General features: G+C 37.1%; 27 protein-coding genes. 1 reads left to right on the top strand and 26 read right to left on the bottom strand.

The window, feature by feature from the left end; all coding sequences use genetic code 11:
• Positions 1-13 precede the first annotated feature (13 nt).
• The 25 genes from rplF to HMPREF0669_RS10550 form a co-directional block, all read right to left on the bottom strand.
• Complete coding sequence (rplF, locus tag HMPREF0669_RS02835; protein ID WP_009228682.1) at positions 14-580, bottom strand: 50S ribosomal protein L6; 567 nt, start codon at positions 578-580, stop codon at positions 14-16.
• Positions 581-592: 12 nt separating this feature from the next.
• Entirely contained in the window at positions 593-988 is a 396-nt protein-coding gene (rpsH, locus tag HMPREF0669_RS02830; RefSeq protein WP_009228681.1) for a 30S ribosomal protein S8, read from the bottom strand.
• Positions 989-1,048: 60 nt separating this feature from the next.
• Positions 1,049-1,351: a 30S ribosomal protein S14 gene (gene rpsN / locus HMPREF0669_RS02825; protein ID WP_009228680.1), complete on the bottom strand. Its 303-nt coding sequence runs from the start codon at positions 1,349-1,351 to the stop codon at positions 1,049-1,051.
• 5 nt (positions 1,352-1,356) lie between these two features.
• Entirely contained in the window at positions 1,357-1,911 is a 555-nt protein-coding gene (gene rplE / locus HMPREF0669_RS02820) for a 50S ribosomal protein L5 (protein ID WP_009228679.1), read from the bottom strand.
• Positions 1,911-2,231, bottom strand: coding sequence for a 50S ribosomal protein L24 (rplX, locus tag HMPREF0669_RS02815; RefSeq protein WP_009228678.1), 321 nt, complete (start codon positions 2,229-2,231; stop codon positions 1,911-1,913). Before rplX ends, rplE begins: the two co-directional genes overlap by 1 nt.
• A gap of 20 nt (positions 2,232-2,251) precedes the next feature.
• Positions 2,252-2,617, bottom strand: a complete 366-nt coding sequence (gene rplN, locus HMPREF0669_RS02810) for a 50S ribosomal protein L14 (protein WP_009228677.1) — start codon at positions 2,615-2,617, stop codon at positions 2,252-2,254.
• Positions 2,618-2,619: 2 nt separating this feature from the next.
• Entirely contained in the window at positions 2,620-2,877 is a 258-nt protein-coding gene (gene rpsQ, locus HMPREF0669_RS02805) for a 30S ribosomal protein S17 (RefSeq protein WP_009228676.1), read from the bottom strand.
• A 12-nt stretch (positions 2,878-2,889) separates the two neighbouring features.
• Complete coding sequence (rpmC, locus tag HMPREF0669_RS02800) at positions 2,890-3,084, bottom strand: 50S ribosomal protein L29 (protein ID WP_009228675.1); 195 nt, start codon at positions 3,082-3,084, stop codon at positions 2,890-2,892.
• A 3-nt stretch (positions 3,085-3,087) separates the two neighbouring features.
• A complete protein-coding gene (gene rplP, locus HMPREF0669_RS02795) occupies positions 3,088-3,516 on the bottom strand; it encodes a 50S ribosomal protein L16 (protein ID WP_009228674.1) in 429 nt (142 codons plus the stop codon).
• A gap of 14 nt (positions 3,517-3,530) precedes the next feature.
• Entirely contained in the window at positions 3,531-4,262 is a 732-nt protein-coding gene (rpsC, locus tag HMPREF0669_RS02790) for a 30S ribosomal protein S3 (RefSeq protein ID WP_009228673.1), read from the bottom strand.
• 9 nt (positions 4,263-4,271) lie between these two features.
• Positions 4,272-4,676 carry a 50S ribosomal protein L22 gene (gene rplV / locus HMPREF0669_RS02785; protein WP_009228672.1) on the bottom strand — a complete coding sequence of 135 codons (405 nt, stop codon included), beginning with the start codon at positions 4,674-4,676 and terminating at the stop codon, positions 4,272-4,274.
• Positions 4,677-4,711: 35 nt separating this feature from the next.
• A complete protein-coding gene (gene rpsS / locus HMPREF0669_RS02780) occupies positions 4,712-4,978 on the bottom strand; it encodes a 30S ribosomal protein S19 (protein WP_009228671.1) in 267 nt (88 codons plus the stop codon).
• Between the two features lie 20 nt (positions 4,979-4,998).
• Positions 4,999-5,823: a 50S ribosomal protein L2 gene (gene rplB, locus HMPREF0669_RS02775; protein WP_009228670.1), complete on the bottom strand. Its 825-nt coding sequence runs from the start codon at positions 5,821-5,823 to the stop codon at positions 4,999-5,001.
• Positions 5,824-5,831: 8 nt separating this feature from the next.
• Positions 5,832-6,125, bottom strand: a complete 294-nt coding sequence (gene rplW, locus HMPREF0669_RS02770; protein ID WP_009228669.1) for a 50S ribosomal protein L23 — start codon at positions 6,123-6,125, stop codon at positions 5,832-5,834.
• Positions 6,126-6,145: 20 nt separating this feature from the next.
• Positions 6,146-6,775, bottom strand: coding sequence for a 50S ribosomal protein L4 (rplD, locus tag HMPREF0669_RS02765; protein WP_009228668.1), 630 nt, complete (start codon positions 6,773-6,775; stop codon positions 6,146-6,148).
• Positions 6,775-7,389, bottom strand: coding sequence for a 50S ribosomal protein L3 (gene rplC / locus HMPREF0669_RS02760; protein ID WP_009228667.1), 615 nt, complete (start codon positions 7,387-7,389; stop codon positions 6,775-6,777). The genes rplD and rplC overlap by 1 nt, the downstream gene beginning before the upstream one ends.
• 30 nt (positions 7,390-7,419) lie before the next feature.
• On the bottom strand, positions 7,420-7,725 hold the full coding sequence (rpsJ, locus tag HMPREF0669_RS02755; RefSeq protein WP_009228666.1) for a 30S ribosomal protein S10: 306 nt from the start codon (positions 7,723-7,725) through the stop codon (positions 7,420-7,422).
• 92 nt (positions 7,726-7,817) lie between these two features.
• Positions 7,818-9,932, bottom strand: coding sequence for an elongation factor G (fusA, locus tag HMPREF0669_RS02750; protein ID WP_009228665.1), 2,115 nt, complete (start codon positions 9,930-9,932; stop codon positions 7,818-7,820).
• A gap of 24 nt (positions 9,933-9,956) precedes the next feature.
• The gene (gene rpsG / locus HMPREF0669_RS02745; RefSeq protein ID WP_009228664.1) at positions 9,957-10,433 is read right to left on the bottom strand and encodes a 30S ribosomal protein S7; all 477 of its coding nucleotides are present in this window, start codon (positions 10,431-10,433) and stop codon (positions 9,957-9,959) included.
• Between the two features lie 210 nt (positions 10,434-10,643).
• On the bottom strand, positions 10,644-11,027 hold the full coding sequence (gene rpsL / locus HMPREF0669_RS02740) for a 30S ribosomal protein S12 (RefSeq protein ID WP_009228663.1): 384 nt from the start codon (positions 11,025-11,027) through the stop codon (positions 10,644-10,646).
• 424 nt (positions 11,028-11,451) lie between these two features.
• A complete protein-coding gene (locus tag HMPREF0669_RS02735) occupies positions 11,452-11,775 on the bottom strand; it encodes a DUF3467 domain-containing protein (RefSeq protein ID WP_009228662.1) in 324 nt (107 codons plus the stop codon).
• A 302-nt stretch (positions 11,776-12,077) separates the two neighbouring features.
• A complete protein-coding gene (locus tag HMPREF0669_RS02730) occupies positions 12,078-14,588 on the bottom strand; it encodes a zinc-dependent metalloprotease (protein ID WP_020967970.1) in 2,511 nt (836 codons plus the stop codon).
• A 380-nt stretch (positions 14,589-14,968) separates the two neighbouring features.
• The gene (locus HMPREF0669_RS02725; RefSeq protein ID WP_020967969.1) at positions 14,969-15,559 is read right to left on the bottom strand and encodes a hypothetical protein; all 591 of its coding nucleotides are present in this window, start codon (positions 15,557-15,559) and stop codon (positions 14,969-14,971) included.
• Positions 15,560-15,915: 356 nt separating this feature from the next.
• On the bottom strand, positions 15,916-16,092 hold the full coding sequence (locus tag HMPREF0669_RS02720; protein ID WP_156860542.1) for a DUF6850 family outer membrane beta-barrel protein: 177 nt from the start codon (positions 16,090-16,092) through the stop codon (positions 15,916-15,918).
• 105 nt (positions 16,093-16,197) lie between these two features.
• Positions 16,198-16,476 carry a DUF2752 domain-containing protein gene (locus HMPREF0669_RS10550; RefSeq protein ID WP_369808431.1) on the bottom strand — a complete coding sequence of 93 codons (279 nt, stop codon included), beginning with the start codon at positions 16,474-16,476 and terminating at the stop codon, positions 16,198-16,200.
• Between HMPREF0669_RS10550 and HMPREF0669_RS10410 the strand changes: the two genes are divergently transcribed.
• Positions 16,385-16,660 carry a hypothetical protein gene (locus HMPREF0669_RS10410; RefSeq protein WP_020967968.1) on the top strand — a complete coding sequence of 92 codons (276 nt, stop codon included), beginning with the start codon at positions 16,385-16,387 and terminating at the stop codon, positions 16,658-16,660. The two genes, HMPREF0669_RS10550 and HMPREF0669_RS10410, sit on opposite strands and share 92 nt — an antisense overlap.
• A gap of 36 nt (positions 16,661-16,696) precedes the next feature.
• Here the strand turns inward: HMPREF0669_RS10410 and HMPREF0669_RS02710 are convergent, their stop codons facing one another.
• Positions 16,697-17,029 (bottom strand): TM2 domain-containing protein, encoded by a 333-nt coding sequence (locus HMPREF0669_RS02710; RefSeq protein ID WP_009228658.1) that lies wholly within the window; start codon positions 17,027-17,029, stop codon positions 16,697-16,699.
• Positions 17,030-17,093: the final 64 nt, after the last annotated feature.

Here is a 17,093-nt window from a genome sequence, read left to right as displayed (position 1 = left end):
CCTATAATTTTAATTATTTAGCCGCAGCTGTTTTACCAGACTTTCTGCGAATAACTTCACCTTGGAATAAAACACCCTTACCTTTATAAGGTTCTGGTTTACGGAAAGAACGAATTTTAGCACAAACAAGTCCTAGTAATTGTTTATCACAAGATTCTAAGATGATCAATGGGTTTTGATTTCTCTCAGATTTTGTTTCTACCTTAATCTCACTAGGTAACTGAATAAATATAGGGTGGGTATAACCTAAAGAAAATTCGATCAAATTTCCTTGGTTTGACACACGATATCCAACACCAACAAGTTCCAATACTTTCTTATATCCTTCGCTTACACCAACAACCATATTGTTTACTAGTGAACGATATAGACCATGGAAAGCTTGTTTTTGTTTATAGTTTACTGCGCTTTCTTCGTTGATATCCAAGACAACTTGAGCATCTTCTACCTTTACATTAATAGAAGAATCAACTTTCTGTGAAAGTTCTCCTTTAGGACCTTTTACAGAAACAACTCCGTTATTAAGAGCTACTGTAACTCCAGCAGGAATGTTAATTGGCAATTTTCCTATTCTTGACATATTCACCTCCAATTAATATACATAACAAAGAACTTCACCACCGATCTTAAGATCTGCAGCTTCTTTGTTTGTCATCACACCTTTAGATGTAGATATAATTGCTATACCTAATCCATTTATTACTCTCGGCATGTTCTTATAACCGGTATACTTACGAAGTCCCGGAGTTGAAACACGTTTCAAGCTAGTAATTGCACTCGCTTTGGTTGTAGGGTCGTACTTTAATGCAACCTTTATTAAACCTTGTGGTCCATCTTCTACGAACTTATAGTTCAAGATGTAACCTTTTTCAAAAAGAATCTTTGTGATTTCTTTTTTCAAATTAGACGCAGGAACTTCGACAACACGATGATGTGCCATGATTGCGTTTCTGAGTCTTGTCAGATAATCTGCTATTGGATCTGTCATATAAATAATTTTTAATTAATCGGGACCTTCCCGACAATATTAAATACTAAGTTTCGCTTATTACCAACTTGCTTTCTTTACTCCAGGAATTAGACCTGCTGAAGCCATTTCACGGAATTGGATACGTGATATTCCGAATTGACGGATATAGCCCTTAGGACGTCCTGTGATTTTACAACGATTGTGTAAACGAATTGGATTTGCATTCTTTGGTAATGATTGCAACTTACGTGCTGCTTCATAAGCTTCAGCAATATCAGTTGCAGTTGCAATTACTTTTTTTAGAGCAGCTCTCTTTTCAGCATAACGTGCAACTAATTTTGCGCGCTTAACTTCACGAGCTTTCATTGATTCTTTTGCCATATCACTTAATCGTTTTTAGCGTTTTTAAATGGAAGGCCAAAAGCTTTCAATAGTGCAAAGCCTTCTTCATCTGTTGTTGCAGAAGTAACAAATGTTATATTCATACCTTGAATGCGATCAATAGAATCGATATTAATTTCAGGGAAAATAATCTGTTCTGTGATACCCAAAGTATAATTACCTTTACCATCAAATCTTGTTTCGATACCTTTGAAGTCACGGATACGTGGAAGAGCAACACGTACAAGCTTCTCTAGGAACTCATACATACGTTCACGACGTAGGGTTACCATGACACCGATAGGCATCTTTTTACGCAATTTGAAGTTTGCAATGTCTTTCTTTGAGAAAGTTGCAACAGCCTTTTGACCTGTAATGGCTGTCATCTCATTAATTGCAACATCAACAATTTTCTTATCTTGAGTAGCATCACCCAAGCCTTGATTGATCACAATCTTTTTCAAAACTGGAATTTGCATTGCTGAAGAATAATTAAATTGCTTTTGCAATGCGGGAGCAATGCTTTCTTTATAGATTTTCTTTAATTGTGCTGTATCCATTATTTGATAACCTCCCCTGATTTTTTAGAAACACGTACTTTTGTTCCATCTTCGTTTTTCTTGATACCTACACGAGTAGCTTTACCTGTTTTAGGATCAACCAAACTTAAATTTGAAATATGGATTGGTGATTCTTGTTTTACAATTCCTCCTTGAGGATTTTTTGCAGAAGGCTTAGTGCTTTTAGAGACGATACGTATACCTTCAACAAGTGCACGATTCTCATCTACAAAGACTTTTAGCACTTTGCCAGTCTTGCCCTTATCTTCACCAGATAGGACAATAACTGTATCGTTTTTCTTAATATGTAATTTACTCATTACTGTATTATTTTATTTTGTTAAAGAACTTCAGGTGCTAAAGAAACAACTTTCATATTCACAGCACGTAACTCACGAGCTACAGGACCGAAAATACGGCTACCACGAAGTTCACCAGCATTATTAAGTAATACACAAGCATTATCGTCGAAACGAATATAAGAACCATCAGCACGACGGATTTCTTTCTTTGTTCTAACGATTAAAGCCTTTGATACCGCACCTTTTTTAACATCACTTGATGGGATAACGTTTTTGACAGCTACGACAATAACGTCTCCAACACTAGCATAACGGCGACGAGTTCCGCCTAAGACACGAATACAAAGTGCCTCGCGAGCTCCGCTATTATCACATACTGTAAGTCTTGATTCTGCCTGTATCATAATTACTTAGCTTTTTCTGTTATTTGAACTAGTCTCCATCTCTTTGTTTTACTCAAAGGACGGGTTTCCATAATGAGGACTGTATCACCTACATTTGCCTCATTCTTTTCATCATGCACATGGTATTTCTTTGTTTTTTGAACAAACTTACCATATATAGGGTGCTTTTCTTTGAACTTAGAAGCGATTACAATGGTCTTTTCCATTTTATCACTTACTACTACACCCTGTCTTACTTTTCTTAAATTTCTTGTTTCCATCTGAACTATTCGTTATTTATTAAGTTCTCTTTGATGAAGTTCTGTTTTCATACGTGCAATATCACGACGAGTAGCCTTAATCTGTGATGGATTAGCAAGTGGAGAAACAGCATGATTTAGTTTCAATTGATGCAATTGAGCTTCTGTTGATTCTATTTTCTCTACCAACACATTGTTGTCGAGTTCTCTTACTTCTTTAATCTTCATAGTTTAAGCGTTTTTATCGAAATCACGTCTAACAATAAACTTTGTCTTTACAGGTAACTTTTGAGCTGCTAAGCGAAGTGCTTCCTTAGCAATATCAAAACTAACACCTTCTACTTCAAAGAGGATACGTCCTGGAGTTACAGGTGCTACCCATCCTGCGGGATCACCTTTACCTTTACCCATACGTACGTCTGCAGGCTTACGTGTTATCGGTTTATCTGGGAATATTCTAATCCAGACTTGTCCCTCACGCTGCATATAACGATTCACTGCTACACGAGCGGCCTCTATTTGTCGGCTATCAATCCATTTAGCTTCAAGTGTCTTGATTCCAAATGAGCCAAAAGCCAACTGTGTTCCTCGATGTGCGTTTCCTTTATTTCCACGTCCATCTTGAGGTCTTCTATATTTTACTCTTTTAGGCTGTAACATGTTTAAAATTACTTTTAACGATTATTGTTTCTCTTACGATTACCGCCACGACGATCTGAACGACCATTCGCACGAGAACCATTTTGTTTGTCTTGAGTAAAGTTTGGAGTCAAATCACGTTCTCCATAAACTTCTCCACGACAAATCCATACTTTAATTCCTAGAAGTCCAACTTTTGTTAGAGCTTCTGCTTGGCAATAATCTATATCAGCACGGAAAGTATGCAAAGGAGTACGACCTTCCTTGTACATTTCTTTTCTTGCCATTTCTGCTCCATTCAAACGTCCAGAGATCTGAACTTTAATACCTTCTGCACCAGCACGCATAGTACTTTGGATTGCCATCTTAATTGCACGACGATAAGAAATCTTACCTTCTACTTGTCTTGCGATATTGTTAGCTACAATATTTGCATCAAGTTCTGGCTTCTTTACTTCGAAGATATTAATTTGAATATCTTTTTTGTAGAGTTTCTTTAACTCTTCCTTCAATTTATCAACATCCTGTCCGCCTTTACCTATAACGATACCTGGGCGAGCTGTACAAATTGTGATGGTAACAAGTTTCAATGTTCTTTCGATAACAATCTTTGAAACGCTAGCTTTAGCCAAACGTTCGTTTAGATAGTTACGAATTTTTTGATCTTCAACTAGGTTTTCACCAAAGTTCTTACCACCAAACCAATTCGAATCCCAACCACGAATAATACCTAGTCGGTTACTTATCGGATTTACTTTCTGTCCCATTCTACCTAATTATATTTCGTTATTAGTTTTGGTATCAACAAACAAAGTAACGTGATTACTACGTTTACGTATACGATAACCACGTCCTTGTGGAGCAGGTCTCATACGCTTCATTGTTACGCCTTCGTCTACAAACACTTTTGAGATATACAATTCTCCGTCTTCAGCCTTACGGTCATTTTTCACCTCCCAGTTTGCAATAGCTGAGCGCAGTAGTTTCTCAACATCTGCAGCGGCTTGTTTCTTAGAGAATCTCAAAACTCCCAAAGCTCTATTAACCTCCATACCACGAACCATGTCTACAACATAGCGCATTTTACGTGGAGAAGAAGGAACGCCTTTGAGCTTCGCAAAGTACAAACTTTTTAGGGCTTCTTTTCTTTTCTCAGCCGCTATATGTTTTCTTTTTCCCATTATTATTCCTAAATTTAAAATGGTTTTAAACCTGATTACTTGCGATTACCAGAGTGACCACCAAAGCGACGAGTTGGAGAAAATTCTCCAAGCTTATGGCCAACCATGTTTTCGGTAATGTAAACAGGGATAAATTTGTTTCCGTTATGAACTGCAACTGTATGTCCCACAAAGTCTGGAGAGATAACAGATGCTCTAGCCCAAGTTTTTACTACATTTTTCTTACCACTCTCGTTCATTGCAAGAATTTTCTTCTCGAGTGATACGTTAATGTAAGGACCTTTTTTTAATGAACGACTCATAAATTTACTAGTTTACGTAATTACTTTTTAGCTCTTTCAATAATATACTTATTTGAAAGTTTCTTAGGTGCACGAGTCTTAAGACCCTTAGCATATAATCCCTTGCGTGAACGTGGGTGACCTCCACTTTGGCGTCCTTCACCACCACCCATTGGGTGATCAACAGGGTTCATAACTACACCACGGTTGTGTGGGCGTCTTCCCAACCAGCGAGAACGACCAGCTTTTCCTGATTGTTCCAAAGCGTGATCAGAGTTACCTACGCTACCAATAGTAGCCTTGCACACTGAAAGAATCTTACGAGTTTCACCTGAAGGAAGTTTGATAACACAATAGCCACCTTCACGAGAAGTTAACTGAGCAAAATTACCAGCCGAACGAACGAGTAAAGCACCTTGACCTGGACGCAATTCAATGTTATGAATTACAGTACCAACAGGAATATTTGCTAAAGGAAGTGTATTTCCGATTTCAGGAGCAGCATCAGCACCTGACATCAAAGTTGTTCCCACTTGCAAACCATTAGGAGCAATAATGTAACGTTTTTCACCATCAGCGTAGTACAACAAAGCGATACGAGCCGAACGGTTTGGATCGTACTCGATTGTTTTCACTACAGCTGGAACACCATCTTTCTCACGTTTGAAGTCGATTAAACGGAACTTTCTCTTATGACCACCTCCAATATAACGGACTGTCATCTTACCGGTGTTATTTCTACCACCAGTTGCACGTTTACCGTAAACGAGAGACTTCTCTGGCACGGATGCAGTAATATCCTCGAACGTGCCAATAATCTTGTGTCTTTGTCCCGGAGTTACCGGTTTAAATTTACGTACTGCCATTTTCTATTTTAAATATTGCTATAAAAATCAATTGTTTCGCCTTCTTTTAAAGTCACAACAGCTTTCTTAAATGCGTTACGTTGTCCACGAATAAGACCAGCCTTTGTATAGCGACTTGAGCGCTTACCTGCATAACGTGCAGTATTCACGTCTATCACAGTAACATTGTAGAGACCCTCAACCTCTTTTTTAATTTGGAGTTTATTAGCCTCAGGACGAACAATAAAACCATAACGATTTTCTTGTTTCTCTGTTATTTTGGTCATCTTTTCAGTAACCAAAGGTTTTATAATAAATGCCATATATCAATAATCTCCTATTATTATTTTGTTAAGAGTCCATCTACTACTTCAAGCGACTTTTCTGTAAATACAAGAACATCTGCATTCAAAACCTTATAAGCATTGAGTGTAGATGCAAGCATAACTTCAGAACGCTGTAAGTTACGAGCAGACAAATATACATTTTTATTCACTTCTGGCAAAAGAAGAAGTACTTTCTTAGAATCTATTTTAAGATTCTTAACCACATTTACGAATTCTTTTGTTTTAGGTGCTTCTAAATTAAAGTCTTCAAGAATCATGATTGCACTCTCTTGAGCCTTATAAGAAAGAGCAGATTTACGAGCTAAAGTCTTTACTTTCTTATTTAGTTTAAATCTATAATCACGTGGTTTAGGACCGAAAACACGACCACCACCAACGAGTAGAGGAGAATTAATATCACCACGACGTGCACCACCGCCACCTTTTTGGCGACCTAGCTTACGAGTTGAACCACTAATCTCACTTCTTTCTTTAGACTTAGCAGTACCCTGACGTTGGTTAGCCAAATACTGTTTTACATCTAGATAAAGAACGTGATCGTTAGGTGTGATACCAAAGATAGATTCGTTTAACGTAACCTTTCTTCCAGTTTCCTGACCATTGATATTTAATACGCTAACTTCCATTATTTCTCAATTAAAAGGGTTGAACCATTACATCCAGCAACTGATCCCTTTACTAAGAGAATATTGTGTTCTGGAATTACCTTTAATACTTTAAGGTTTTGAGTTGTAACTCTATCACCTCCCATTTGGCCTGCCATACGCATTCCTTTAAATACCTTTGCAGGGTAAGAACAAGCACCGATAGAACCTGGCTTACGAGCACGGTCATCTTGTCCGTGAGTACTTTGTCCTACACCACCAAATCCGTGACGTTTGATTACACCTTGAAAACCTTTTCCTTTAGATGTACCTACGACATCAACGAAGTTTGCATCGTTAAATAACTCAACAGTGATTGTATCACCTAGGTTATACTCTTCGTCAAATTTGAACTCGGCCAAGTGCTTTTTAGGTGTTGTGCCTGCTTTCTTAAATGTTCCCATCATAGGTTTGTTTGTGTTGCTTTCTTTAGCTTCACCGAAACCTAATTGAACAGCTTTGTAACCATCTTTTTCGATTGTTTTTACTTGGGTTACAACACAAGGACCTGCTTCGATAACAGTGCATGGTATATTTTTACCATCAGCACTGAAAACGGATGTCATTCCGATTTTTCTTCCAATTAATCCTGGCATTTCAATTTAATTTAAATGTTTAAAATCTTACTATACCTTAATTTCTACTTCTACACCGCTTGGCAATTCTAACTTCATCAAAGCGTCTACAGTCTTTGCTGTTGAGCTATAGATGTCAATAAGACGTTTATAGTCTGATAACTGGAATTGCTCACGTGACTTCTTGTTAACGAAAGTACTACGGTTCACAGTAAAAATACGTTTGTGAGTTGGCAAAGGGATTGGACCGCTAACGATTGCACCTGTTGCCTTAACTGCCTTAACAATTTTCTCAGCAGACTTATCAACCAACTTGTGGTCGTAAGATTTTAGCTTAATTCTAATTTTTTGACTCATTACTTTTTATTTATTAATTATTATATGAAAAGAAGGAGGACAGATTAAGAGTCATTAGCTAATCTGCTAACCTCCTTCTTCTTTATTTAATCTTAAACTAGATCTGTTCTTCCGTTAACCTCTTCAAGAACCGCCTTAGCGATTGAAGATGACAATGGAGAGTGGTGATCATACTCCATAGAGCTTGTTGCACGACCTGAAGTAATAGTACGAAGTGCAGTTACATAACCGAACATTTCTGAAAGTGGAACCATTGCCTTAACGATACGAGCACCGCTACGACCTTCTTCCATACCTTCTACTTGGCCACGACGTTTGTTCAAGTCACCAATTACGTCACCCATGTTTTCTTCTGGAGTAACAACTTCAACACGCATGATAGGCTCCATCAATACTGGTTTAGCCTTTGGATATGCGCTCTTGAATGCATTACGTGCAGCAAGCTCGAATGATAATTGGTCAGAGTCAACTGGGTGGAATGAACCATCAGTTAGAGTAACCTTCAAGCCTGTTACAGGATAGCCACCAAGTACACCAGCCTTCAAGCAATCTTGGAAACCTTTTTGTACTGAAGGAATGAATTCCTTAGGCACGTTACCACCCTTAACTTCGTTGATAAATTGCAAGTCTCCCTCTTTGTAGTCTTCATCTTTAGGACCAACTGTAACGATAATATCAGCAAACTTACCACGTCCACCACTTTGTTTCTTGTAAACTTCACGAAGTGTAACAGGTTCTGTGATTGCTTCTTTATAGTTAACTTGAGGTTTACCTTGGTTACATTCAACCTTAAATTCTCTCTTCAAACGATCGATAATGATATCAAGGTGAAGCTCACCCATACCAGAAATAATTGTTTGACCGCTTTGTTCGTCTGTACGAACTGTGAAAGTTGGGTCTTCTTCTGCCAATTTAGCCAAACCATTATCAAGTTTCGCAACGTCAGCTTGACTCTTTGGTTCTACTGCAATAGAGATCACAGTATCAGGGAAGCTCATTGACTCAAGTACGATAGGCTTTGTTTCATCACAAAGAGTATCACCTGTACGGATATCTTTGAAACCTACACCTGCACCAATATCTCCAGCATCGATTGATTCCATTGGAATTTCTTTATTAGAGTTCATTTGGAACAAACGGCTGATACGTTCTTTTTTACCTGAACGTGGATTGTAAACATAGCTACCTGCTGTTACCTTACCTGAGTAAACACGGAAGAACACCAAACGACCCATGAATGGGTCTGTTGCGATCTTAAATGCAAGAGCTGATGTTGGAGCTTCTTCAGAAGGTTGACGTCCTTCTTCTTCCTCTGTATCTGGATTTGTACCAATAATCTCACCTGTATCAATTGGAGATGGCAAGAAAGCACAAACATAATCTAATAGAGGTTGAACACCCTTATTTTTATATGAAGAGCCCAATACCATAGGAGTAATCTCCATTGCGATTGTACCCTTACGAATTGCAGCGATAATCTCTTCTTCTGCGATTTCTGCTCCTTCAAGATATTTTTCCATAAGAGCATCATCAAAGCTTGCTGCACTTTCAATCAATTTTTCTCTCCATTCATTAGCTTCATCAACAAGGTCAGCTGGAATTTCTTCCAAATCATAATCTGCACCCATTGTTTCATCATGCCAAAGAATAGCCTTCATTTTAATGAGGTCAACCACACCTTTGAAGTTCTCTTCTGCTCCAATAGGAATTTGAATTGGACAAGGATTTGCACCTAAGATATCCTTCATTTGTTGCACAGTTTCAAAGAAGTCTGCACCAGAACGGTCCATCTTATTTACATAACCCAAACGAGGAACATTATATTTATCAGCTTGACGCCATACTGTTTCAGACTGAGGTTGAACACCATCAGCTGCAGAGTATGTAGCAACTGCTCCGTCAAGTACACGCAATGAACGTTCCACCTCAGCTGTAAAGTCAACGTGTCCTGGAGTGTCAATCAAGTTGATCTTAAAGTTTTGGTTATTCCAAGTCCAGTTACAAGTTGTAGCAGCAGATGTAATAGTAATACCACGTTCTTGTTCTTGTGCCATCCAGTCCATAGTAGCTGCACCATCGTGCACCTCACCAATCTTGTGAGTTTTACCTGTATAGAAAAGGATACGTTCAGAAGTTGTTGTCTTACCGGCATCAATGTGAGCCATAATACCGATATTACGTGTCAATTTTAAGTCGCGATTTGCCATTTTCTTTTACCTTAATTATATAGATTAGAATCTGAAATGAGCAAATGCACGGTTAGCTTCTGCCATACGATGCATATCCTCTTTACGTTTGTAAGCACCACCTTGATTATTATATGCATCAGCAATTTCTGCAGCCAACTTATCAGCCATAGACTTGCCACCACGTTTACGTGCAAATAAAATCATATTTTTCATTGAGATACTCTCTTTACGTTCTGGACGTATTTCTGTTGGAACTTGGAAAGTAGCACCACCGATACGGCGACTTTTCACTTCCACTTGAGGAGTAATATTATCAAGAGCTTGCTTCCAGATTTCCAAAGAAGACTTTTCTTCCTTAGCCATCTTTTCCTCTACGATATTAAGAGCATTATAGAAAATCTCATAAGATGTAGTCTTCTTACCATCATACATCAAATGATTTACGAATTTTGAGACCTTTTGGTCATTGTAAACGGGATCTGGAAGGATCACACGTTTCTTTGGTTTTGCTTTTCTCATTTTGTCTAAAATAAAAATTCTGCATGGGGCTGTTATTGTTCTTCAACGCTCGCACTCGAGCATTTACTCAACCTGTTTTAACAATTCACCAGCAAAACGATAATAAAAATTTTGTATTCTTTTGAGATTTAGAGCCAAGAGTTTAAGAATAATCTTTACAATCATATTTTCAAACCCGACTTTCATCTCTCGTCCGTCAATTACTTAGAATTACTTCTTTGCAGCTTTAGGACGTTTTGCTCCATACTTAGAACGACGTTGTGTACGGTTTGCTACTCCTGCGGTATCAAGAGTACCACGAACGATGTGATAACGAACACCAGGAAGGTCTTTTACACGACCACCACGAACAAGAACGATACTGTGCTCTTGCAAGTTGTGTCCTTCTCCTGGAATGTAAGAGTTCACTTCTTTTTGATTAGTCAAACGAACACGGGCAACTTTACGCATTGCCGAATTAGGCTTTTTAGGTGTTGTTGTATAAACACGAACACACACACCACGACGCTGTGGACATGAGTCCAACGCTGGTGACTTGCTCTTGTCAACAAGAACCTTTCTGCCTTTTCTTACCAATTGTTGAATTGTAGGCATAATTGTACTTTTATTAAATTATATTTATTTATTATTTTTGTTCTACGTACACAATGACCCCATTCGGTCATTTGGTTTGCAAAGGTACAATGTTTTCTTCGTTTTCAAACACATTAGTATATACAAACCGCCTAAAGATAACATTATTTAATATTTGAAAGTGTTTTTTATCTAAGACTTTATTATAACAAAAGTCTTTGAAAATATTTCTTTGGGATTACATTTTCCGCCCAAAAGATGTTTTTACCTACTTTTTTTCCGTAGAAAATCATTCAAAAAAAGATCAAAATATTATTGTTTTAAAATGCCTACTATACTTGTTTCTCAACAAAAGGCTCTAAGTTTTCTCAGTTAGATCATATAAAAAGAAGAGCAAAGGACAGAAACAAGCACTATTTCTTTCCTTTGTTCTTCGTTAGAGTTATTAAGCTTCGTTCTTTGCTATTCCAAAAGGAGCTACAGTTTTGGATTCTTCCTCTACACTAGGCATACCTATTGCGCCAAATTCTTGCTCATAACGTTGAATATTCTCATTAAGAGCTAACAACAAACGTTTAGCGTTTTCAGGTGCAAGAATCAAACGGCTATTTACTAAAGCCTTTGGAATTCCTGGCAATACGCTTGCAAAGTCTAATACGAATTCAGATCCAGAATGACCAATAAGGACAAGATTTGCATATTTACCTTGTGCAACTTCAGGACTCAACTCTATTCCTAATTCTGGTTGTTGTGTGTTATTTTCTTCCATTTTTATTTATTGTTTAGTTAGAATTCAAATTCTTTTACGAGCTATATTTCTTAATGTCTCTATCACAAAGATAATTATTTTTTTGATTTAAGCCAAATAAATAAGTGATAAAGCAACGCTAAAAATAAAAAGAGACCAATTCCCTCGGCCTCTTTTTACTTTTAAGTAATCATGCTATCACAACCTTTTCAACTCACAATCAACTCATTATATAACTGCAAGAGGCAAAAGGGCGTTTTTCGTTTCACACCTTATTATATTATATAAAGGCAAACCAATAACAGCATTACGATTGCTTCATCTTATTGTTTTTTACCTTCTCGCTTATCTTTTAATACCTTAATCGTATTCAACAATTCCTTATAGTGAAGCGCATTCACACCCTTAATTGTAGCATCAGAAGCGTTTCTCTTAACATAGTCTTCTACCTTATCAAGATGCTCCACTACATATAGCATCATATCTGTATTATGCGCTTTGAGAGAAACAGCCCCTTTCTCGTTTGAGGTAGATGTGATCAAAGAAGCCAAATGATCTACATACGAACGCTGAAGAGCTCTTCTATAGATATTCTTCCGTTCAACTGAGTTATTAAGAGGTTTCCAAACCGCTTTAAATAGATCGTCTAAATAAGTTGCAGGATTATAGTTTTTCTCACTACTTACATAAGCGTTATAGATATTTGTCAATATTGAAGGTGCCATAATTGTGGTTAGAACTTGATCTTGACGACTGATAATATCTTTCGAAGCATCAAGTCCCACTTTACTTACAATATCCTCTGGATACAACCAAAGAGGTGCATCAAACACTTGTCGAGAGATATAGTCAACTGCTTCTTGCTGACGTGCCGCAGGAGTAGCCTGGAATGGAACCATACCAGGCATGTTGTTAATATACTTGGTACCAATATTATTTATCACATGACCTAAATATCTCTTGAATTGTCCTAACGTTGCTTTATACACTTCAACAAGATCTGAATAATCATCGTTCTCTTGTTTGGTCCATTGTGGTAAGCCTACAATCACACGTTTAAGATTCTTTACGCCATAATCACTTGCCTTCATGTTGTTATCACTCAAGTCTTCCATCTGACTTCTTGGGTCTTCATTGCGACCTTCTCCACCAAACCACAACCTACGATTATTGGTTAACACCTTTGTAGTCTCTTTCTTTAGAGCATCTCTTTCTTCATATTCATTTTTAAACTCTGGTCTATAGCTATATCCCCACTTAATAGCCCATAGGTCATAGTCGTTTATTCGTGGGAAAAGTCCTTTTCTACCGATGTTATCTTCGGGTTGAGCTACATAGTTAAAGCGAGCATAATCCATAATAGAAAGGGTGTGACCATGTTTCTCTACCCATTCTTTATTACGTAAATTCTCCACTGGTGTAGCGAAACTTGCACCCATATTATGGCGTAAACCTAGCGTGTGTCCTACCTCATGAGACGATACAAAGCGAATAAGTTCGCCCATTAATTTATCGTCAAACTTCATTGTTTGCGCTCCTTTATCGTTTGGTCCACACTGAATCATATACCATTCTTTCAACAGCTTCATCACATTGTGATACCAACAAATATGCGTTTCGATGATTTCTCCGCTTCGTGGGTCTACAATACGAGGTCCATAAGCATTCTCAATCTCTGCAGGTAGATAGCGCAACACGTTATATCGAGCATCTTCCAAACTCATTCTAGAATCGTTAGGCCATTCTTTTGCAACAATTGCATTCTTAAAACCTGCCGCCTCAAAAGCCTTGTTCCAGTCGTTTACACCAGCAATAAGATATGGAACCCATTTCTTTGGTGTTCCTGGGTCGATGTAATACACAATCTGTTTGATTGGTTCCACCAACTGACCTTTCATATATGCCTTTAAGTTTTTAGGCTCTAAGCGGAAGCGAGAGATAAAGCTTTCGTTCTCTGTCTTTTGTTCTTTGTCTGAGAATAGCGTAAATCTATTTACAAAATAACCTACTCTATCGTCCCAAATACGTTTTCTCATTGGTGTTTCGGGTAGGATAACAATAGATGTATTCAAACCTAATGTAGCAGAACCACTAGAAGAAGCATTCATCATGCGATTGCTTGAACTATATGTTCTGGTACTCTTTAGTTCGATATTCATCGGGAAAGCTCTCACTGTATCCACAAAACTACAATCATCAAGCATTGCACCCAACTTTGCTTTCGTCTTCAAATCTGAAGGAAGACCTGTAAAGTTGTTATCTTTAGAGATAAAGTTGGTTACATCAACAAGCATAGAATCTCTTTTCTTTTCGCTCTTTATAATTTTAAAAGAAGCAATAATAGGATCTACTGTTGATGTCTTTAATGAAACCGAAATAGCATCTTTTGGGTCTGCAATCTGTGTTTCTACATACGAGCGAACAAGAATTTGATCATTGCGACGTTCAAAATACACAGTATTGTGATTCACTTCTTCACCTCCAAACGCTCCAAAGCGTTGTGGAACAGAGGTAAATCGAGTTACCATAAGAAAATAACGACCTAACAAATTGTTTGGAATATCAAAATACCACTTATTATCTATCTTTCTAACTCCAAACATTCCTTCTTGATAAGAGCCACCCTTTTTAATCAATTCTTCATAAGCTCCAGGCTTTTTATCATTTTTTTCTTTGTCTTTACTCTTTGCGTCCTTGTCGTTTTTAGGCTTTTCAACCTTTGCTGAATCGATCTTTACGCTTTGCCAAAGATTTACAGTCGTCACCTTTGGAGCTGCACAAACAAAAGTTGTTTGCACCATTAAGCACGCCAAAATTGCGTTAATTTTCTTCATTGTGTTATGTTTTTTATTGGATATTATATCTTTTCCAAGCTTATTGCCTCAAAATTGTAATGCAAAAAGATTGTCTTTAAGTGCATTTACATGCTACAAATATACTATAAAATAATGAATTAGAACACCTTTTGTAGGTTTACATTCTTACCCTTTATGTAATTCAGACATAATAACATTCCTTTTACTCATCAAAAGCATCACTTTTGCAGTGCAATAGCTATGCTTTTACACAACAACACCATTGCTTTTGTTTTATCCTTCAATTTGTTTTTCTCTCTACAACAAAAGAAGTGCGACACAAACTGTCACCAGCTATGCCGCATTCATCATTTTGTTATCTCAATAACCTATTGAAACTATATTATAAGAAAGAGTGTCTATAGATCGTCTTGCTTGGAAGAGTCTGCTAATTTTCCATTTATCAGATCAATATAGGTAAGCCTAACGCAACTGTCTGAAGCACCATCGGCATTAAATATCTCAAGAACTATCATTCCTTCAGTAGATCCCCAAATTGAATAATATTCACATTTCCCCTCTTTTAAGGCTGAGATTTTTAAATGATCAGAACCTACATAAGTTCCTTCTTTAAAAGATTCAGAATATTTAAATGGGTCTCCATATTTTGAAGTCAGCATCCTTTTAAATTCAGTATAATCGTCTTCCAACCACTCCCACGTATCTTTTGAAGGCAAACAAACTACAACTTTATACACAATGTTACGTGAAGGGATCCTCATTACACATACGCCAGAACCGCTTTTCCCCGCAAATGTTCCCTTAAGAAGAACATCATTTTCCCACGCATGTTCACGTTTTAACCCCTTTGCCACAAGCTTTTGGGTGAAACTTTCTAGGGTTCCGTTAATGGGAATGCCCATAAATTTAAGATGTTCGTTGGTGTTTTGAGCCATAGCACCTATAAAAGAGAAAACCAATAAAAGGGCTATAAGTATTCTTTTCATCATAGTTTTTGTTTGTTTAGCGTTAGTTTAAATGATATTTGCAAATATAATAACATTTTAATAATACTACAAACTTAGACTATATTTTTTCATTCTCACCCACCCGTTATGTAAATCTGACACAATAGGATTCCTTTTACACTCTAAAAGCATCACTTTTGCAGTGCAATAGCTATGCTTTTACACAGCAACAACATTGCTTTTGTTTTATCCTTCAATTTGTTTTTCTCTCTACAACAAAAGAAGTGCGACACAAACTATCATCAGTTATGTCGCACTTACATTTATTTCATCACCAGCAATAAGCCACTAAGGCATATTACTTAAAGAAAATTTACCTTTACTTATATCATATTGAATTAATAAATAACCCCAATCGATACCCCAATATTATTGCGATTCAACTTGTTTGTACCTGCTTCATAATTGCCATAAGCCTTTACAAAACACGAAGTGTTATTGCCTTTAACCACTAAGGGAAAGTGATAAGTAACCGAACCCGATAGCGTTAAGCCCTTAGAATTATAGTAGTCCATATCCTTTTGCAACACCTCTTGATCATACTTCACTACATTATTAATAGGAAATAATATCTATAAATAACTACTTAGGAAAGTGTTTTTATCTAAAATATCTACTTATTATAAGCTAATATGTAATATCCAAGCAAGTATTTCGAAGAGAATAAAGGCGCAAAAGACCAGCTTTTTATTCAGCATTTCTTTCACTATGCGATACACTTGCTCTAATTTTTGGGTGCGAAAAATAAGGTCATAAACCCTCAATGCAACATAAGTGACAATCGAAGGCAATAATATAATAATGTTTATGTTGTACTTCAACGCCTCAACCACATTGAAAGCGAAAAGGCTTTTAAATGCTCTTGTGGTGCCACAAGATGGACATGGCAGTCCTATCAACCTCTTAAAAGGACATATTTCGATATGTACATTCCATAAAAGGTTGACCAATAACCACGCAACTCCAGCACAAAAGAAGATGGATATGATGCGAAGATCTCGTTTATCGCTATTCATCTACAATCTAAACTACAAAGAAAGCGAACCCACTAGCCTCGACCTTAACAGTCTAAAGCACAGTTAGTGTTCGCCTCTTTCATTTCTTTTGATTGGTTATAGCTTAGAGAGCAACTAACAATTTCTCTAAGTTCTTTTGACGAGTAGCACCCATAATCAAGAAAAGATCAATGATTGCCCATATCGAAAAGCCTCCACATGTAATCAATTTCAATACTCCTAAAGTGGTATCACCAATATAGAAACGATCAATTCCCAATCCCCCTCCAATTAAAGAGATAATTAATGCCATCAAAGGATCTTTGAATTGAAGCATCGATAAGGTAGATACTTGGTTAGAATCCATATTCTCAAAGATTTGTCTTACTTGCGCCATGCTCTCTTCTGGGAAGTATTTTCCATAAGTAGCGAGCAATAAATTAACGTCTTTTTCCATGTTTGTTATATATAAAAAAATAAATATTTCGTTCTTTTTCGTACCCTTTGCGCTATAATTCGTT

The organism is Prevotella sp. oral taxon 299 str. F0039 (genome assembly GCF_000163055.2).
In the GTDB taxonomy this organism is placed as follows: domain Bacteria; phylum Bacteroidota; class Bacteroidia; order Bacteroidales; family Bacteroidaceae; genus Prevotella.
This window is presented reverse-complemented; position numbering and strand designations above follow the sequence as displayed.